We start from the raw sequence: 17,787 nt of genomic DNA, 5'->3' as shown, positions 1-17,787 counted from the left end.
CCCCACCCGGAAGGCGACCCCACGCCATGACCGTCCGCACCGGCACCACCGCCCCGACCGCCGCCCTCGCCCTGCCCGACGGGACCGCCCTGACCGACGGAACCGTCCCGGCCGCACCCGCGGCATCCACGACGCCCGCGACACCCGCGGTACGGACCGCCGACGACGAGCTCGACTGGCTCATGCAGGGCCTGCTGGCCCGCACCCCGGGCGCCCGGCACGCGCTCGTGCTCTCCCGGGACGGCCTCAAGCTGTGCCGCACGCCGGAGCTCTCCGCCGACCAGGCCGACCAGCTGGCCGCCATCGCCGCCGGCATCCAGTCGCTGTCCCACGGGGCCTCGCTCCAGTTCGGCGACGGCACCGGGGGCGTACGGTCGGCGATGACCGAGTTCCACGGCGGCATCCTGTTCATCGTCGAGGCGGGCGAGGGCGCGCACCTGGCCGTGGTCACGGACGAGGAGGCGGACACCGGGCTCGTCGGGCACACCATGGGCCGGCTCGTGGAGCAACTCGGCGAACACCTGAGCGCGCGGCCACGTACGCCATGAGACGGCCGGGCAGGGACGACGCGCCCGACCGGCTCTACACCCTCACCCAGGGGCGTACCCGGTCCGCGCGAGGCACCCCCTTCGACCTGCTGACGCTGGTCGTCGCCGAGTGCGATCCGGTGCCGGGCATGCAGTCGGAGCACGCGGCGATCCTGCGCCTGGCCGGGCGGCCCACCGCCGTCGCGGAGGTGGCCGCCGAGCTGGGGCTGCCGCTCACCATCACCAGGATCCTGCTCTCCGACCTGCTCGCCGAGGGCCGCGTCAGTGCCCGCCACCCCCGCCGGGCCGCCCTGGGCGGCCGTCCCGATCCCCACATCCTGGAGCAGGTGCTCGTTGGCCTCCGCAACCTCTGAAACCACCGCCCGACCGCTCCGGGCGGCCCGGTGAACCACCGTCCCGTACTGCTCGGCGGACGCCGGTTCCGGTCCGAACCGACCGCGCTCTACCGGGAGTTGCGGCGCGAGTACGGCGCCGTGGCCCCCGTGCTGCTCGACGCGGACATCCCGGCGTGGCTGGTCCTCGGCTACCGAGAACTGCACCAGGTCACCGGCGATCCGGCGCTGTTCAGCCGTGACTCCGCCCTCTGGAACCAGTGGGACCGCGTCCCCGACGGCTGGCCGATGCTGCCGATGGTCGGCCGCGGGCACGCCTCCGTCCTGCACTCCTCGGGCGAGCACCACCGCGCGCGTGCGGCGGTGATCGGCGGCGCGCTGGACGCCGTCGACCCCTTCGAGCTGCGCGCCCTGGCCGAGCGGTACGCCGACGAGCTGATCGACGCGGTGTGCGCCGACGGCACCGCCGACCTGGTGGCGCAGTACGCGGCGCTGCTGCCGGTACGCGTCCTCGCCGCCCTCTTCGGGTTCGCCGACGAGCAGGGTCCCGGCCTGGTCGCCGCCCTGAACGACATGGTCGACGGGCGCGAGGAGGCCGGCGCCGGCCAGCGGCACGTGGCCGCCTGCATGGCCCGGCTGGTGGCGGACCGGGCGGCGCTGCCCGCGGACGACGTGGCCGGCTGGATGGTCGCCTCGGGGCGTACGGCGCCGGGGCACGCCCTCACGCACGAGGAGATCGCCCAGGACCTGATCGTGATGCTCACGGCGGGCCACCAGCCGACCGCGGGCTGGATCGCCAACTCGCTGCGGCTGATGCTCACGGACGACCGCTTCGCGGCGTCGCTCCTCGGAGGGCGGCGCAGTGTCGCCGAGGCCATGAACGAGGTCCTGTGGGAGGACACGCCCACGCAGAACGTGGCCGGGCGGTGGGCGGTGCGGGACACGTGGCTCGGGGGGCGCGCCGTCCGGGCGGGCGACCTGCTGCTGCTCGGCGTCCAGGCCGCGAACCACGACCCGCAGGTCCGCACCTACGGCACCGCCCTCACCGGTGGCAACAGTGCCCACTTCTCTTTCGGACACGGTGAGCACCGGTGCCCGTTCCCGGCGCAGGAGATCGCGGAGGTCGTGGCCCGCACGGCGCTGGAGGTGGTCCTGGACCGTCTCCCGGACCTGGACCTGGCGGTCCCGCCCCGGATGGAAGCGTGGAGTCGCACGGCGGCCGACGGGACGAGTGTGCCGACTGCCCGACTCTTCGTTCGCCGGAGCCAACCGTGTGTCACACCCGATCGTCAAGTGAACGCCCGCATGGCCGGAGATGTGCACTTTTGATTTGAGCCGGCCCTGAGGATACGTGGGTCCCCCGCGCCCTCAGGGGCGCGGGGAACTGCGCGCTCAACCCCCACCGGGCCGCGGCCGGATCACCGCGCACCCGGCCGGAGGCTACCCCTTGCGGGCAATCGCCCCGTACATCGCGATGTCCTCGTCCCGGACACCCGCCTCCCCCGTACCGTCCGGACACCACTTGTGCACCTGCACGATCCCGGGCTCCACGAGGTCGAGCCCCTCGAAGAACTCCTCGGCCTCGCTCATCGTCCGCAGCCGCATCGGCATCCCGCGGGCCGCGTACTCGCGGGCGACCCGCCCCACCTCCTCGGGCGCGAACTCGGCGGTGCCGATGGTCATCGCCAGGTAGCTGCCCGGCGGCAGCGGGTCCAGGAGGCGGCGGACGATGCCCACCGCGTCGTCCTCGTCCAGCACGAAGTGGACGATCGCGATCACGGTCAGCGCGACCGGCTGCCCCAGGTCCAGGGTCTCCCGGAACTCCGCGGAGCCGAGCACCGCCTCCGGGTGCTGGAAGTCGGCCTCGATGTACGCCGTCCGGCCCTCGGGGGTGCTGGCGAGCAGCCCCTGGGACAGGGTGAGGACGATGGGGTCGTTGTCCACGTAGACCACCCGGGACTCGGGGGCCACCGACTGGGCGATCTCGTGGAGGTTGGGAGAGGTGGGGATGCCGGTCCCGATGTCCAGGAACTGGCGTATGCCCGCGCTCTCGGCGAGCCAGCGCACCGCGCGGTTCATCCAGTCGCGGTTGGCCCGCATGTGCACGGGCATGGCGGGCCACTCCCGCACCATGGCGTCGCCCGCCTCCTTGTCGGCGGGGTAGTAGTCCTTGCCTCCGAGGACGTAGTCGTAGATGCGTGCCGAGTGCGCGCTCTCGGTGTCGATCCGGTCGGCAGGCCATCCGTCGTTGTCGGGCAAGGCCGCTCTCCCCTCATGTCGTCGGTCCACGGTGAACGCTCCCGCACCGGCGGAAGTTTCGGAACGGCGCGCCGCACGACGGCGCGTCGGAGCAGGATGTCAGAGCAGGAAGTCCGCGCGGCCGGCTTTCACGCCCGCCAGGAAGCTCGTCATCTCGTGAGGGGTGAAGACCAGAGCGGGGCCGTCGGGGTCGGTGGACTGGCGCAGGGCGACCCGGCCGTCGCCGAGCTTCTTCGCCTCGACGCAGGCGCCGCCCGCGTCGTCGCTCCACGGCTTGGACCAGCCGCGGGTACCGAGGTCGCGGGACGGCATGCCGTTGCGTATGGGCTGGTGCACGTCAGAGCTCCTTGCGGATCGCACCGAGGACGGCTTCGGTCTTCCTGGCGGGCGCCGCCTGGGCACCCAGGCGGTCCAGGGCCTCGCGGTAGACCACGACGTCGTCGACCTTGTCCAGGTACACGGCGCCCACCAGGCCGTTGAGGTAGACGATGTCGGGCAGCTCGCGGGCCCGGAACCGGAAGAGGTGGAACGCGCCGGCCCGCATGGCGGGGTGCGGGCCGTTCCTGAACGGCATGATCTGCAGCGTCACGTGCGGCAGCGCGTTGACCTCGATCAGGTGGTCGATCTGGGCGCGCATCACGGCGGGGCCGCCGACCGGCCAGCGCAGCACCGTCTCGTCCATCACGATCCACACCCGCGGCGGCGAGGGCCGGGAGAGCAGCTCCTGGCGCCGCATCCGCAGCGCCACCCTGCGGTCCGTCGCCTCCTGGGAGGCGTGCGGGTTGCCGGCGCCCAGGAGTGCACGCGCGTAGCTCTCGGTCTGGACCAGGCCGTGCACGAACTGCGACTCGTACGCGCGGATCTGCAGCGCCGCCTGCTCCAGGCTCAGGTACGCGGCGAACCAGTCGGGCAGGACGTCACGGTAGGTGTGCCACCAGCCGCGCTTGTTCGCCTCCCGGACCGACTTCAGGAAGGTGTCGATCTCCTGCTGGTCGGTGACGCCGTAGATCTGGAGCAGCTTCTCCGCGTCCGGCAGGCGCAGCCGGGCCACCTTGGCGGCCTCCATGCGGCGGATGGTGGAGTGGCTGACCCCGAGCGCCTCACCGGCCTGCTCGAACGTCAGTCCGGCGCGGGTGCGCAGCTCCTCCAGCTGTCGGCCGAGGATCATGCGCAGCACGGAGGGCGCGCCGCCCCAGTCGGTTTCCGCGGTCACCCCGTACCCCCTCGCAGCGGCTTCGAAGTCGCAGTCTGTCACGATCACCCGTTCGACAGGCGAAGCATGCACGGGGCGGATTGCAAATTTCAACTTGCTGGTTGCGGGGTGATGTTGGCGGATGCCACAGTAGGGCGTACCGTCCGGCCCGGTGAACGGCGTGGCGAAGCGGCCCAGTTGGGGGAGAACGGGCCGCGGACCGTCACGGTGCGCAACGAGGTGCTCGTGCCTCGTGGTCCAGCCGTCCCGGCGGTACCGGCACCGGCTGACCACTGGTGCGAAGGCAGACGAAAGGCGAACGGCGATGGCTCCGCCCTCTCTCCCCAAGCCATTGGGCCGACTGCCCGCTGACCCGACCCGGAACAGATCAGGCGCGTTCGGCGTCCCCCCGGTGCCCGCCTCCGTGGGGCTGGCCCGCCGCAACGTGCGCGAGCTGCTCAGCACCTGGGGCACGGACCCCGAAGCATCCGACAACGCTGTCCTGGTGACCTCCGAGCTCGTCACCAACGCGCTCACCCACACGGCCAGCAAGTGGATCGTGTGCCGGCTGCGCACCGACGGACACCGCCTCCACCTGGAGGTCGAGGACCAGAACCGCGGGCTGGCGATCCCCGCGCAGCGCACCGCCGGACCCGACGACCAGGGCGGCCGCGGGCTGCTGCTGGTCGGCACGCTCAGCAGCGACTGGGGTGTGCGGGACACCGCGCACGGCTCCGGGCGTGTCGTCTGGGCGGTCCTGCCGGCGCGCGCCGTCGCGGCGCCGTCCGTGCCGGAGCCGCGGGACCTCGCCCCCACCGGGCTGCCCTATTTCGTCCCGGTCCCGGTCCGCCCGCGCCTCAGACGCAGTTGCGGACGAGCCATTCGTCGTCGTTGTACGCGGTGCGCGCGGGGTCCGGGGCGACGGCCTGCTTCTCCTCGACCGTGTCCGCGAGGCGGATCCGCTCCGGGAGCGCGCCGAACCGTGCGCGGCGCGCCGCCTCGGCGGCGTCCGGAACCTGCTCTTCATGCGTCATACCGGCCTCCTGCGTCTCGGACCCACGACTGCACGGTGTCAGTTGTCGGACTGTGATGATCGTCGCAGGGAATCCGTCACCGGTCAAGGGGGTGACGAACGGGCCGGGTCCGGGGCCGGGCCCTGCCAGGGTGCGGCGACCTGTCAGGATGCGACGGCCTCGCGTTCGCTCCGGGACAGGGGCGGGCCGGTGAGGGGCGGTTTCTTGGGGCCCAGGCAGATCAGGGCCAGCATGTCGGGCATGAGGAGCCGCGCGGGCGGCTTCTCCATGCTCATCACGTCCAGCAGGATGCGCAGGGCGCGGGGGTTGCGCGATCCGGCGTCGACCGCCCGGTCCACGAAGGCGGCGAGGGCCTTTTCGCGCCGGGTCGGGGGCTGGTCGCTGGCGCCCGGATAGAACACGTCCTGGCCGACGGCCAGGTTCCAGGCGTTGTCGACCGGGCGCGCCGCCCCCTTCTGGATGCGCCGGGCCGTGCCGGGCGTGCGCAGGTCCTGCTGTTCCAGGACGTGGCGCAGCGCGAGCACGCTCTGCGCGGCGGCGCTCAGCCCGTGGCCGTACACCGGGTTGTAGCCGGCCACCGCTTCACCGAGGACGGCGAACCCGTCGGGCCAGCGGGCCGCCTTCTCGTAGTAGCGCCGCCTGTTGGCCGTGCTGCGTGTAGTGACGACGTCCGTCAGGGGTTCGGCGTCTGCGAGAAGTTCGCCGATGACCGGGTGCGGCAGTGTCCGGGCGAAGGGCACGAACTGCGCGTTGTCGGCGCTCGGCCTGCCCTCCCGCGTGCCGGCCAGCGTGACCAGCCACCGGCCGCCCTCGATGGGGGTGATGATGCCGCCCCTGCCGGGGTTCTGCCGCGGGTCGGCCTGCACGTTGACGATCGGGAAGCCGTCGGCGGTCGTGCCGGGGGCGCGGTAGATGCGGCTGGCGTAGCCGAAGCCGGCGTCGACCGTGCGCTCCGCCACCGGCGGGAGCCCGAGGTCCCGCAGCCAGCCGGGGGCGCGGCTGGCCCGTCCGCCGGCGTCGATCACCAGGTCGGCCGCCAGGGTCTCCTCGGTGTCCGCCGAGCGGACGCGGACCCCGGACACCCGCCGGGCACCGCCGTGCAGGGCGAGCACCTCGGTCCCCTGGCGCAGGGTGATGCGGCCGTCCTCCAGCACCCTGGCGCGGATCACCGCGTCGAGCAGATCGCGGCTGCACAGGAGGGTGACGTGCCGGGTGTACGTGAAGCGGCGGAACCACTGGCCCGACGGCGCCTTGGACACCAGGCCGCCCATGACGGGGGTGCGGCGGGCGCCCCGCCGGACCAGTTCGTCGACGATGCCGGGCAGGAGCTCCTCCAGTGCTCCCACCCCGCCGGACCMCAGGACGTGCGCGTGCCGGGCCTGCGGCAGGCCCTTGCGGGGGCCGGGTTCCTCGGGGAGGAGGTCGCGCTCGACGACGGTGACGTCCGCGTGCCGCGCGAGCACCGATGCGGCGAGCATGCCCGTCATGCCCCCTCCGACGACGATCGCGCGGCGCACGGTGGCGGAGTGGGTGTCAGGCATGGGTGGGCCCTCTCTGTCGACGTCCGGCGGCGCACGGCTGCAGCACGCGGGTCGCGCGTGTGTCCGCGCTCGCCGGTGGGAACGCGGGAGCCGGGATCCCCTCGGCCCCGACCCGTCGATCGAACCATGATCGATCCACAAACCGCCATGGGCCTCCGGCGGTTGGTCGGTCCGGCGACCGGGCGGTCCGACGGCCGGGCGGTCCGGACCGACCAGCCCCCAAGCGTGCGCGCAGCCTTCACGTGAAGGGACCTGGGGGCGGTTCAGGCGTCAGGGGTTCGCTGACGTGTTGCGCGTTGGCGGGCCTCGGCCACCAGGGGGGACGAGGACAGGGCTCGGGCGAGTGCCACCATCAGGTGCGGTTGCGCGACGGAGCGCAGTCGGCCCACGTCGGAGGGGCGTTCCGCGTCCGGGCCCGCGGACACGCGCGTCCTGGCCACCGCGAGCATGGCCGCCTCGGCCACGATCTCCGCGTGGTCCGGCACCCGCCGCCCGCCGGAGGACGGATGCGGGTACGGGGCACCGGGCGCGGGGGCCGGCAGGGCCGTCTGCGCGCGTAGCGCCGAACAGGCGGTCCGGCCGACCTCGTTGTCGAGGTAGGGCGAGCACACCAGGATGCCGTCGAGGATCGCGATCTCCTGCTGGACCAGGCGCACCACGGGCAGGTCCCACCAGTGCGTGTCGGCCACCGGCGTCCTGAGGTCCCGCATCTCCAGCCACAGCGGCCGCAGCAGCCGGGAACGCCGCCAGGCACGGAAGTTGGCCGCGGCGGTGGGACCCACGCGCGGCAGCGCGAACCCGGCCGCGACGGTGACGCCCGCGACCGCCACCAGGGGCGGAGAGACGCTCGTGGAGAGGAAGTCCCAGTCGTGCCCCTGCCAACGGGCCCCGATGGCAAGGTACTTGGCGATCTGGTACGACAGGTCGAACAGCACACCGACCGCGATCAGGGCCAGCCCCGTACGGGTGAGGTCGCGTACCTTCCGCAGCCAGCTCAGGCACATGCACGCCAGGGCCGCGGTGGCCGCGGTGTGGGCCACCAGGTACAGCAGGATCATCTCGCGCATGTACGGCGTCCCGGCGTAGTACGTGTCCAGGTCACGGGTCCGCTCGACGGGCGCGTCGGCCAGGCCGAAGAGGACGACGATGCCGACGACCACCAGCGCGTAGACCCGGATCACCAGGCCGGACGAACGGGCCACCCGCCCGGGCTCCCCGCCCCGCCAGGCGATCATCAGAACGAGGTAGCAGGCGCTGAGCGCCGACATCCCCGAGTAGACGAGCGGCGCCGAGAAGTTCGCGATCCCGGTGAGCGCGTTGACGACGGCGATGGTGGGCGGCGCCGACAGGATGCACACGACGGCGCCGATGAGCAGGACGCAGAAGCTCGCCGCCATCAGGGGGTCGCGCCAGTACCCGCGCATGCCCGGCAGGTTGAGGACCGCGGTGACGAGGAGGATCACGCCGGGGACGTAGAAGACGAGGTCCATGGTTTCACCGGCCTTTCGGGACGGGCCGGCCGGTGGGGCCGGGTTCGGCTGCGGTGCCCGGACGGCTCATGTGGGGGACTTCTCGCCGTCCGCGACCGGTGCGGCCACGAGGTGCGCACGGGCCGCCGCGACGATCGGGGACGTCCGCAGCGCGGCCGACACGCCCACCGGTGCGGTGCGCACCGCGGTGATCCCGGCCTGGTCGGGGCGGGTGCGGGCGCCGACGGGCMCCCCCCGCCGGACGGCGCGGACGGCGGCGGCAACCATCGCCGCCTGCCCGATCCGGACGGCCTCGTCGCCGGTGCGGCCCGCGGCGGCCGCCTCGGCCTCGGCGCGCGTACGGACCTCGGTGTCGAACCACGGTGCCACGAGGCTGAGCCCGTCCTGGATGCCTGCCTCGCGCCGGGTGAGCCGCACCTGGGGCGAGGAGTACCAGGCGATGGGTCCCGCCAGCGGCGTACGGGGCGAGGCGCAGCCCAGTTCGCGCCAGAGCGGGCCGAGCCTGCGGTAGGTCCTGGCCGCCCGCCAGTTCCACACCACCCAGGGCCCCACCAGGGGCAGCAGGAACCCGACGGTGGCGCAGGGCGCGGACAGCGCGGACAGGAGGGGCGCCAGGGTCGTGCTGAGGGTCCCCCAGTCCTGGCCGGCCCAGCGCGCCGCCACCGCGGCCAGTTTGAGGCCGCTGAAGGCCAGGTTCAGCAGCCAGCCCGCGACCAGGATCCACAGCCCGGCCCGCAGCCATCCGCCGACCTGGCGCGCCCAGCGCCAGCACAGCACCGTCGTGACGAGCGCGGCGGACATGTGGGCGACCAGGTACAGCACGATCATCTCGCGGATGAAGGGCGTCGTCGCGTAGTAGGTGTCGAAGTCGGTGAGCCGGTCCTCGGGGGCGTCGCCGAGGGCGAAGAGGACGACCAGCAGGAGGACGACCAGGGCGTACGCGGCCTGCCAGCGCCGCGAGACGCGCCGCACGTACGCGGGCGGTCCCCCGCGCCAGTGGACGATGAGCAGCAGACAGGCCGCGCTGAAGGCGCTGATGATGCAGTACACCAGCGCGCTGGAGAAGTTGGCGGTGCCGGTGGCCTCGTTGACGGCGGTGATCGKGGGGGGCGCGGCGAAGAGGAAGCCCGCCCCGCCGAGGGCGATCACGAGGCAGACGGACCGTACGAGCGGGTCGCGCCAGTCCTTGACCAGGCCCGGCAGTTTGACGGCCAGGCCGATCAGCGTGGCGACGGCCGGTATGTAGTAGTCCGAGGAGTCCACGGCTCAGCCCTGTGGCCTGCGCTGTCCCAGTGACGCACCGATACGGCCGGCGAGCCGGCCCCGGTCCACGGCCGTGTCCGCGGCCTCCCCCTCCAGCCAGACGCGGAAGCGGGTGACCGCCAGCAGGCCGAACCGCTCGGCGTCCGCCTCCTCCCGCCGGTCGAACTCGGTGCGGGCGGCCACCTTGCGCACCGGCTCCTGCAGTTCGGGCAGTTCGGCGCCGGTCGAGAGCATCCGGGCCGCCACCGCCTTGCCCACCCCGTGGTTGCCGCAGTCGCCCTTGAGCATGTGCCAGACCTCGTGGAAGAAGATCGCCAGCTGGTGCAGCGGCGTGGCCCGCTTGTCCACCACGACGAGGTCGTAGGCGGGGAGGTCGAGCCACAGCCCGCTGGCGGTCTGCTGCGGGAACTCCTCCTTGACCAGCCGGACCTCCCGGCCCCGCAGTTCACTCACCCGCGCGATGAGCGCGGCGAAGAGCAGGTCGGGGTCGGTCGGCACGGGCAGACTGATCCCGTCGACCAGTTGGCCGATCAGGTTCCGCATCTCTCTGGTTCTGCCTGTGCGCACCGCTCTCCCCGTGAACCCTCAGCACGGGCACCGTCGCACGGCGTCCGCCGAATTCTCGATACTGACCACCGGCACGGGCTCCAGCGCGCCCCACTCGGTAGGCAAATATGTCAAACAAGAGCCGCGTCGGCCACACCGGTCGGGAAGAAGTGCGTCGCGCGGGGGCAGTTGAGACACCGGATTGTCTCGATCCGGCCGTTCCCCGCACGGGACGGCGCAGCGGCGTACGGAGTCTGCGGGGCGTACGAGGCGTATGCGGGGCGGTCCGCGGAACGCGAAGGGCGGCCGGGCCCGTGCGTACGGGTCCGGCCGCCCTCCTGGAGCGCGTGCGCCGGGGTCAGTTCGACCTGTTGGAGATGCGGCGCAGCAGGACGAAGCCACCGAGCACCAGCAGTGCGCCGGCCGCGGCCGGCCACAACTGCGTACCCGTCTCCGCGAGTCCGCCCGTGACCGCCTGGGGTTCGGTTACTCCGCCGGCCTCCGCGGGCTCGGGTCCGGGCAGGGCGGTGTCGGCTCCCGAACCGCCGGTGGAACCGGCCGCGTCGGTCTCGGCCGCCGACGGGGACGTGGCGGCCTTGGGAGCGTTGTCCTTGACCGCGTCGCCGTTGTCCGCGTTCCCGTTGTCCGCGTTCCCGTTGCCCTCGTCCGCATTGCCGTTGCCGGCGTCGCCCTGGTCCGCGTCGTCCGCGGGCGGGGCGCTGCTCTCGGAGGGCTCCGGCGCGTCGTCGCCGCCGTTGTCACCGCCACCGTTGTCGGCGCCGTTGTCGCCGCCACCGTTGTTGCCGCCGTCGTCCGCCGGGTCCTCGTCCTGGCCGCCGTCACCGGGCTGGTCGTCGCCGCCCGGCTGCTCGTTGCCGTCCGTCGGGTCCGGGGCGGGCTCCGTCGGAGCCGGCTCCTCGCCGCCACCACCGTTGCCGCCGTCGTTCCCGCCGTCGCCGTTGCCGCCGTCGTCGGCGCCGTCGCACTTACGGCCCTCGTTGATGCACTCCACCATCTCGTTCATCAGCGCCTCGTCGAAGACGTTGATGAAGTCACCGTGGTCGGTGACCGGCTTGTGGAGCTGCTCGGGGAAGGAGTCGACCGCGAAGAGCGGCTTGGTCTTGCCCCCGTCGGCGATGCTGGGCGCGTCCACGTCGTACACGATGCGCTGGACCAGCTGCGGAATGGCCTTGAAGTCGTTCGCGCAGTTGCCGTTGGCGTCGGCGAAGGCCACGTGCGTGCGGTGGTTGGCGCTGTCGATGTTCCGGCCGTCCCAGCAGCTCTGGAACCTGAAGGTGCGCACCACGTCGCTGCCCTGGGGGCAGAGGGGGTACTTGTCCTTCAGCTGCCGGTCCTCGAAGCCGGTGCAGCTCCACGAGGCGTTGGCGTTGGCCGGGCCGTTGACGAACGCCTTGGCGTCGCCGGTGATGATGCGCAGCAGCTTCGGCATGGCCGTGACCTCGCCGGTCGGGCTGCCCTCGAACGACATCGTGGCCGCCTTGGGCGTGACGATCTCGCCGGCGTTGCCCTCGATGCCGCCGCCGGGAGAGGCCGCGTCCTTCTCCTCGGTGCCGTTCTGCAGCCGCAGCACGGGCCAGAAGTACGAGGACTTGTCGCCCTGGTTCTCACAGGTCGTCTCGGCGTTCGCCAGGTCCTCGTCGCTCGCGAAGGCGTTGTTGGACTGGTTGCCGACGTAGTCGTGGAAGTGGTGGGCGCCGTTGGTGACACCCGGGGCCACGATCACGTTGTCGGAGTTGAACAGACCGTTCTCGTTCACACCGCAGGCGGTGGTGAAGGAGCCCTTGGAGGCGTTGCCCTGGGCGGCCGGCTTCGACACGTTGGGCTGGACGGTGGAGATGTCCACGAAGTCCGCCGCCACGGGGCCGTTCCCGGCCTGGCCGCCGTTGCCGGGAGGCTGCTCGCCCTGCCCCTGGTCGCCGCCCTGGTCCTGGCCGTCGCCCTGGTCCTGGCCTTGGTCCTGACCGGCACCGTCGCCCTGACCCTCGCCCTGGCCGTCGCCGTTCTGGCCGTCGCCGTTCTCCCCGCCGTCCTGGCCGTTCTCCGGCTGGTCCTGGTTGCCGGAGGCACGCAGGATGCAGGGGGCGAAGGCGTCCAGCCCCTCGGGGCGGTCGCCCGCGGCGTCGACGGCTCCCACGATGCGCTCGATCGTCGCCGCCCGCTTGTCCTTCAGCGGGTTCATGATCGAGTTCTCGGCGAAGGCGCCGTCCTGCCTGATGGCGTCCGCGGAGCTCTGCAGCTTCTGGTACGCCTCGGCGATCTGCTTGTCCAGGAGGGCGAGTTCCTTGTCGACCTCCGTCTTGGCACCTTCCGGCACCGCCGCCAGCTCACTGCCGACGTCCGGGCAGTCGATCGTGGCGGCGCCCGAGGCGAGGACCTGACCGGCCTGCCCCGACGTGCCTTCGGAGGCCGTGGCGTAGACGTTCGCCGCTACGATCCCGCCTCCTCCCAGCATCAGTGCGACCGCCCCGATGGTCGCGCGTCGTGCGCCTGTTGGGCGTCTGCGCGTGTTGCGTCCCAAGGATCTACTCCTACGCTTCGTTGCCGACCGTCATGGCAATCCCCCGCTTCATACGGAGATGAAGCTCCGAGTGTTCAGAGGCAACTCGAATTCTTGGAAACCTCTCATGAACCAGACGTTTACGGGGCCCGTGTCCGGGCAATCACGTTTTCCTGCGGTCCGGCCCCGGAAGAGACGTTCCGGCCGATGTCGGCGGCTCGATCACGCGGACACCGCCAAGGCCCGGCTAAGCGGGGCGGTTTGACCGACACGGGCCTGCGGGACCGACAAGGCCGACGCAGGTCGGCGAGGTCGGCAGGGCCGACGCGGACCGGCGAACTCGGCGCGGACCCGCGAGGCGGCGCAAGTCGGCGGGGCCGACGCGGACCGGCGGGGTCGACGCAGGTCGGCGGGACCGGCGGGATCGGCGGGACCGCAAGTCGGTGCGGACCGGCGAATCCAGCACAAGTCGACGGAATCGGAGGGGCCGACGCGAACCGGCGAGGTCTACGCAAGCCGTCGCGGACCCGCGAGGCCGGCGCAAGTCGGCAGGCAAGCCCGGCGGGACCGGCGAGGCCGACGCAAGTCGGCGAGGCCAACGGAATCAGCGCGCAGCGGCTCAGTCCCCCTCCGGGGAACCACCCCGGGGCGGCCGGGGGGTGGACAGCGGGCAGCGGGCTGCCGGCGTGCGCGGGGCCGACGGAGCCGAGGAGTGCGCGCATGCCGACGCGGCGGCCCGCCGTCGTGCGGCGGTCACGAGTCTTGGGCGCAAGTGCCCCTGGGGGCACTGCGACAACCACTCGGTCGTCCTGGCGGGACCGGGAGCGGTCGATCCGTACGGCGTGGGGGCGGGGCACCGAGTGCCACGGGAGCAGGAACAGGAGCTGAGGCGGCGGCTCKCAGCAGACTCTCCTTGAAGACAGAAGGGTACTTTTGCGGAGCCGCTTCCTGACTTCCCGACCATCCATTATGCCCTGTGCCGCGGACACGGACGGACGCCTCGGGAGGTATACGACGCCCACCGGCCGAACGCGCCCGCACCCGTACCGCGGACGCGTCGTACCTGCTCCGGGTGGTGGCGGGCGTCGGACGGCGCGGCTCGGCCGCCTCCGAACAGGGCGATCGTGCCGGCGTCGGTGAGACGCGGGGATTCCGCTTGTGCGACCACGGGGGCGGTGACGTCCGCGCGCGGCGCCACGGGCGGGATCGCACGCGGCCTGAACTCGTCGGCATGCAGGGGCCGTCCGTCGCCCTGGCAGGGCCGGTCGGTGGACGGCCCGGGGCGGACGGCGGTCCCGCCTGCCTCGCCGAGTGCTCCTCGGGTGGCGCCCCGAGCGCTCCTCGGGTGGCGCCCATGCCCAGGGAGGCGAGCCGGATCACGCGGGGCGCGGCCGGGTCTGCCTACTCTGGTGGCATGCGCATGCGTCCCACGTTGAGCTGGACCCCCACCGCGGACCTGCCGCCGGGCACCACGGACCCGCGGCCGGTCGTCGACGCGCTGCGCACCGGCGGTGTGCTGGTGCTCAGCGGGGCGGGCCTGTCCACGGAGTCGGGCATCCCCGACTACCGGGGCGAGGGCGGGAGTCTGAGCCGGCACACACCGATGACGTACCAGGACTTCGTCGGGGGCCCGCAGGCGCGGCGCAGGTACTGGGCGCGCAGCCACCTCGGCTGGCGCACCTTCGGCCGCGCCCGGCCCAACGCCGGACACCGGGCCGTCGCCGCCTTCGGGCGGCACGGTCTGCTCGGCGGGGTCGTCACCCAGAACGTCGACGGCCTGCACCAGGCCGCCGGCAGCGAGGAGACCGTCGAGCTCCACGGGAGCCTGGACCGGGTCGTCTGCCTGTCCTGCGGCACCCTGAGCCCGCGCCGGGAACTGGCCCGGCGGCTGGAGGAGGCCAACCCGGGCTTCGCGCCGGTGGCCGCCACCATCAACCCCGACGGCGACGCCGACCTGACCGACGAGCAGGTCGGCGACTTCCGGGTGGTGCCCTGCACGGTCTGCGGCGGCATCCTCAAGCCGGACGTGGTGTTCTTCGGTGAGTCCGTGCCCGCGCCGCGCGTCGAGCACTGCCGCGAGCTGGTGCGCGCGGCGACCTCGCTGCTGGTCCTCGGCTCCTCCCTGACGGTGATGTCGGGGCTGCGGTTCGTCCGCCAGGCGGCCCAGGAGGGCAAGCCGGTCCTGATCGTCAACCGGGACCCGACCCGCGGCGACGTGCACGCCCTCACCCGGATCGCGCTCCCGCTGGGTCCGACCCTCACCACCGTGGCCGACCGCCTGGGCATCCCGCTCGACGACGGAACGGCGGCCCGGGCCGACCACTGACGGCTGCCCGCCGGCCGCCAACCACTGACGCCGCGCCCCACCGATCGTTATGCTGTCCGAAAACGCTCAAACGAACATCGCAGAACGAACGTCGCAGGATGAACGTCCAGGGTGGGGGAAGCACAGTGCGGGAGCCGGTCGATCTCAGGCGTCAGCGGATCCTGGCGGCGGTCCAGGCACGCGGGGCCGCGCGGGTCCGGGACCTCGCCGACGAGCTGCAGGTCTCGGTCGTGACGGTGCGCCGGGACGTGGAGGAGCTGACCAGGGAGGGCAGGCTGCGCCGCGGGCACGGCGTCGTCCGCTCGACGCTGCCCGCCCAGGAGGCCCCCGCGGGCGACCTCGCCGACGGGGACCGGGTGGCCGTCGTGGTGCCGGAGCGCCACTCGTACCTGACCGAGACGCTGCACGGCGCCCGTACCGCGCTGGAGGAGGCGGGCATGCGCATGGCTCTGCACATCGCCCCTCAAGTGGCCGGTGCGGAACGCCCGCTGGTGGAGAGGGCGCTGGCCGACGGCGCCCGCGGCCTGCTGCTCGCCCCCCGGTGGCACACCAGGGCCGCCGAGGAGGGCGACTACGACTGGCTCGCCGCGCTGGAGGTGCCCACGGTCCTCATGGAGCGCCGGCCCCGGCGGGGCAGCGCGGCGCACGCCCTGGACTCGGTGTGCTCCGACCACTGGTACGGCGCGCACCTGGCGGTGGAGCACCTGGTGGGCCTGGGCCACCGCCGGATGGTGTTCGCCACCCGGGAGGACAGTCCCACGGCACGTACCCTGCGGGCGGCCTTCACGGACATCGCCGGGACGCATCCGCTGCTGGAGGAGTCGGCGTGGGCGCTGGTCTCGGAGCAGGCGGGGCGCGAGGGCCCGTACACCCCGGACGAGACGGCGGACCTGCCGAAGCTGCTGCGCGGGATGCGGGCCACGGCGGTGGTGCTGCACAGCGACGTGGACGCGCTGATGGTCGTGCAGCGCCTGGCGGACGACGGGGTGCGGGTGCCCGAGGACGTCTCGGTGGTGGCGTACGACGACGTGGTGGCCGCGCTCGCCACCGCTCCCCTGACGGCCGTGTCCCCACCCAAGGCGGAGGTCGGCCGGACGGCCGCCGAGCTGCTGGTACGGCGCCTCGGGGAGAGCGGCGGGCACCCCGCCCGCCGCGTCGAGCTGCTGCCCCGGCTGATGGTGCGCGGCTCCACCCGGCGGGTGGACGGGGACGGCACGGACGGCGGCGCGGACAGCGGCACGGACGGCGGCACCCCTCCCCGCGCATGAGCGTTTGAGCGTTTGTTTTTCTTCTGATCGATCTATTGACCGTTTGGGTCGACAGCATCGAGTATTCCCGTGTCCCGAACAGCCGTGCCCGCAGAGCCGCGGGTACGCAGGAGCCGCGGGAGGCGCCATGCCCGGACGACCCGATCGTCGGTCCGTGCTCGCCGCGATGGCCGCCGTACCGCTGACAGGAGCCGTGGGCGCCTGCAGCGGGAGGAACGGAGCCTCGTCGGCCGGTACGGGCCGCACCACGCGCATCACCTTCTGGTCCGCCCTGCGCGGCAGCCAGGAGGTGGTCGACGCCTTCAACCGCACGCACACCACCGTGCAGGTGGACTTCCAGCAGATCCCCTCCGGCGGGCAGGGCGGCTACGCCAAGCTCAGCAACGCCGCCCGGGCGGGCAACGCGCCCGACGTCGCGACCATCGAGTACCCGCAGGTGCCGGGGTTCGCCATCGACGGGGTCGCCCGGGACCTCACCGGCCTCGTCGGTGACGCGCTGCGCCGCAAGCTGCTGCCGCAGGCGCTGGAGCAGACCACGTTCGAGGGCCGGGTGTTCAGCATCCCGCTGGACGTCGAGCCCATGGTGATGCACTACCGCGCCGACCTCTTCGAACGGTACGGGCTGCGGCCGGCGCGCACCTGGGACGAGTTCGCCGAGCAGGCGGCCACCGTGCGCCGCAAGGCCCGCGGCCGGCGGCTCGTGCTGTTCCCGACGGACGGGATGACGCAGTTCGCCGCCTACGCCTGGCAGGCCGGCGCCCACTGGTTCGACACCTCCCGGGGTGCCTGGAACGTCTCCCTCGCCGACGCCCCCTCCCGCCGCGTCGCGCGGTACTGGCAGCGGCTCATCGACCGGGACGACGTGTTCGTGAACGCGGTCGAGAGCAGGCAGTCCGACGCGCAGATCGGCAACGGACTGGTCCTCACCCGGCTCAGCGGCGCCTGGGACGCCGGCGCGCAGATGAACGCGCGGCCCGCGCAGAAGGGCCGGTGGCGGATCGCCCCGCTCCCCCAGTGGGACACCGGCAGTCCGTCCGTCGGCACCCACGGCGGTTCCKCCTTCGCCGTCACCAAGGACAGCCGCAGACCCGAGGCCGCGATGGAGTTCATCGAGTGGCAGGTCTCCCACCCCGACGCCCTGCGGGCCCGCCTCTCCAGCGGCACCAGCAGCCAGTACCCGGCCGCCCCCGGCCTGGTCGCCGTGGGCCGCAAGGCCTTCGACCGGTCGTACTACGGCGGGCAGGACATCTACGGCCTGTTCGAGCAGGAGGCGGAGAAGATCGGTGCGGGCTGGCTGTGGGGACCGCGGATGAGCGCCACCCAGCGGGTCATGCAGGACTCCTTCGCCCGCGTCGGCGGCGGCCAGGGCTCGCTGACCGAGTCCCTGCGCACCGCGCAGGAGGGCACCATGCCCGACCTCAGGGCCCTCGGTCTGTCCACCACCCAGCGCTCCACCTGAGCTGACGAGAA

At 73.0% G+C, this 17,787-nt stretch carries 15 protein-coding genes and 1 pseudogene; 7 read left to right on the top strand and 9 right to left on the bottom strand.

Annotated elements, in window-relative coordinates; translation table 11 throughout:
- The first annotated feature begins 182 nt into the window (after window positions 1-182).
- The 3 genes from FGF04_RS03965 to FGF04_RS03955 are packed head-to-tail and all read left to right on the top strand — an operon-like array spanning window position 183 to window position 2,209.
- On the top strand, window positions 183-548 hold the full coding sequence (locus FGF04_RS03965; protein ID WP_149509804.1) for a roadblock/LC7 domain-containing protein: 366 nt from the start codon (window positions 183-185) through the stop codon (window positions 546-548).
- Window positions 545-901 carry a DUF742 domain-containing protein gene (locus tag FGF04_RS03960; protein ID WP_149509792.1) on the top strand — a complete coding sequence of 119 codons (357 nt, stop codon included), beginning with the start codon at window positions 545-547 and terminating at the stop codon, window positions 899-901. The genes FGF04_RS03965 and FGF04_RS03960 overlap by 4 nt, the downstream gene beginning before the upstream one ends.
- A gap of 30 nt (window positions 902-931) precedes the next feature.
- The gene (locus FGF04_RS03955) at window positions 932-2,209 is read left to right on the top strand and encodes a cytochrome P450 (RefSeq protein ID WP_235882178.1); all 1,278 of its coding nucleotides are present in this window, start codon (window positions 932-934) and stop codon (window positions 2,207-2,209) included.
- Between the two features lie 111 nt (window positions 2,210-2,320).
- Here FGF04_RS03955 and FGF04_RS03950 read toward each other — a convergent pair whose 3' ends face one another.
- From FGF04_RS03950 to FGF04_RS03940, 3 genes are all read right to left on the bottom strand, one after another.
- Complete coding sequence (locus FGF04_RS03950) at window positions 2,321-3,139, bottom strand: SAM-dependent methyltransferase (protein ID WP_149509791.1); 819 nt, start codon at window positions 3,137-3,139, stop codon at window positions 2,321-2,323.
- Window positions 3,140-3,238: 99 nt separating this feature from the next.
- Window positions 3,239-3,451, bottom strand: coding sequence for a DUF397 domain-containing protein (locus FGF04_RS03945; protein ID WP_149509803.1), 213 nt, complete (start codon window positions 3,449-3,451; stop codon window positions 3,239-3,241).
- A 25-nt stretch (window positions 3,452-3,476) separates the two neighbouring features.
- A complete protein-coding gene (locus FGF04_RS03940) occupies window positions 3,477-4,352 on the bottom strand; it encodes a helix-turn-helix domain-containing protein (protein WP_149509790.1) in 876 nt (291 codons plus the stop codon).
- Window positions 4,353-4,656: 304 nt separating this feature from the next.
- On the opposite strand from FGF04_RS03940, the pseudogene FGF04_RS03935 reads away from it, so the two are divergent.
- Window positions 4,657-5,037, top strand: a pseudogene (locus FGF04_RS03935) (ATP-binding protein); the annotation flags it as partial.
- 151 nt (window positions 5,038-5,188) lie between these two features.
- Here FGF04_RS03935 and FGF04_RS39915 read toward each other — a convergent pair.
- The 6 genes from FGF04_RS39915 to FGF04_RS03910 all read right to left on the bottom strand — a co-directional run bounded on the left by FGF04_RS39915 (window position 5,189) and on the right by FGF04_RS03910 (window position 12,744).
- Entirely contained in the window at window positions 5,189-5,365 is a 177-nt protein-coding gene (locus FGF04_RS39915; protein ID WP_188113949.1) for a hypothetical protein, read from the bottom strand.
- Between the two features lie 143 nt (window positions 5,366-5,508).
- The gene (locus FGF04_RS03930; RefSeq protein ID WP_149509789.1) at window positions 5,509-6,906 is read right to left on the bottom strand and encodes an FAD-dependent oxidoreductase; all 1,398 of its coding nucleotides are present in this window, start codon (window positions 6,904-6,906) and stop codon (window positions 5,509-5,511) included.
- Window positions 6,907-7,169: 263 nt separating this feature from the next.
- Window positions 7,170-8,396 (bottom strand): hypothetical protein, encoded by a 1,227-nt coding sequence (locus tag FGF04_RS03925; protein WP_149509788.1) that lies wholly within the window; start codon window positions 8,394-8,396, stop codon window positions 7,170-7,172.
- A 66-nt stretch (window positions 8,397-8,462) separates the two neighbouring features.
- A complete protein-coding gene (locus FGF04_RS03920; protein WP_149509787.1) occupies window positions 8,463-9,659 on the bottom strand; it encodes an MAB_1171c family putative transporter in 1,197 nt (398 codons plus the stop codon).
- A 3-nt stretch (window positions 9,660-9,662) separates the two neighbouring features.
- Entirely contained in the window at window positions 9,663-10,202 is a 540-nt protein-coding gene (locus FGF04_RS03915) for a toxin-antitoxin system, toxin component (protein WP_149509786.1), read from the bottom strand.
- Window positions 10,203-10,563: 361 nt separating this feature from the next.
- Entirely contained in the window at window positions 10,564-12,744 is a 2,181-nt protein-coding gene (locus FGF04_RS03910) for a DUF1996 domain-containing protein (RefSeq protein WP_235882177.1), read from the bottom strand.
- Between the two features lie 1,393 nt (window positions 12,745-14,137).
- Between FGF04_RS03910 and FGF04_RS03905 the strand changes: the two genes are divergently transcribed.
- The 3 genes from FGF04_RS03905 (at window position 14,138) to FGF04_RS03895 (ending at window position 17,776) form a co-directional block, all read left to right on the top strand.
- Window positions 14,138-15,049 carry an NAD-dependent protein deacetylase gene (locus FGF04_RS03905; protein WP_149509785.1) on the top strand — a complete coding sequence of 304 codons (912 nt, stop codon included), beginning with the start codon at window positions 14,138-14,140 and terminating at the stop codon, window positions 15,047-15,049.
- Between the two features lie 125 nt (window positions 15,050-15,174).
- The gene (locus FGF04_RS03900; protein ID WP_149509801.1) at window positions 15,175-16,317 is read left to right on the top strand and encodes a substrate-binding domain-containing protein; all 1,143 of its coding nucleotides are present in this window, start codon (window positions 15,175-15,177) and stop codon (window positions 16,315-16,317) included.
- Between the two features lie 127 nt (window positions 16,318-16,444).
- On the top strand, window positions 16,445-17,776 hold the full coding sequence (locus tag FGF04_RS03895) for an ABC transporter substrate-binding protein (protein WP_149509784.1): 1,332 nt from the start codon (window positions 16,445-16,447) through the stop codon (window positions 17,774-17,776).
- Window positions 17,777-17,787: the final 11 nt, after the last annotated feature.

The organism is Streptomyces apricus, from assembly GCF_008369065.1.
GTDB classification, from domain to species: Bacteria; Actinomycetota; Actinomycetes; order Streptomycetales; family Streptomycetaceae; genus Streptomyces; species Streptomyces apricus.
This window is presented reverse-complemented; position numbering and strand designations above follow the sequence as displayed.

Coding starts and splice junctions, on each gene's coding strand:
- FGF04_RS39915 (WP_188113949.1), bottom strand. CDS start 5,365: ATGACGCATGAAGAGCAGGTTCCGGACGCCGCCGAGGCGGCGCGCCGC.
- FGF04_RS03915 (WP_149509786.1), bottom strand. CDS start 10,202: ATGCGGAACCTGATCGGCCAACTGGTCGACGGGATCAGTCTGCCCGTG.
- FGF04_RS03965 (WP_149509804.1), top strand. CDS start 183: ATGCAGGGCCTGCTGGCCCGCACCCCGGGCGCCCGGCACGCGCTCGTG.
- FGF04_RS03925 (WP_149509788.1), bottom strand. CDS start 8,396: ATGGACCTCGTCTTCTACGTCCCCGGCGTGATCCTCCTCGTCACCGCG.
- FGF04_RS03960 (WP_149509792.1), top strand. CDS start 545: ATGAGACGGCCGGGCAGGGACGACGCGCCCGACCGGCTCTACACCCTC.
- FGF04_RS03945 (WP_149509803.1), bottom strand. CDS start 3,451: ATGCCGTCCCGCGACCTCGGTACCCGCGGCTGGTCCAAGCCGTGGAGC.
- FGF04_RS03905 (WP_149509785.1), top strand. CDS start 14,138: ATGCGCATGCGTCCCACGTTGAGCTGGACCCCCACCGCGGACCTGCCG.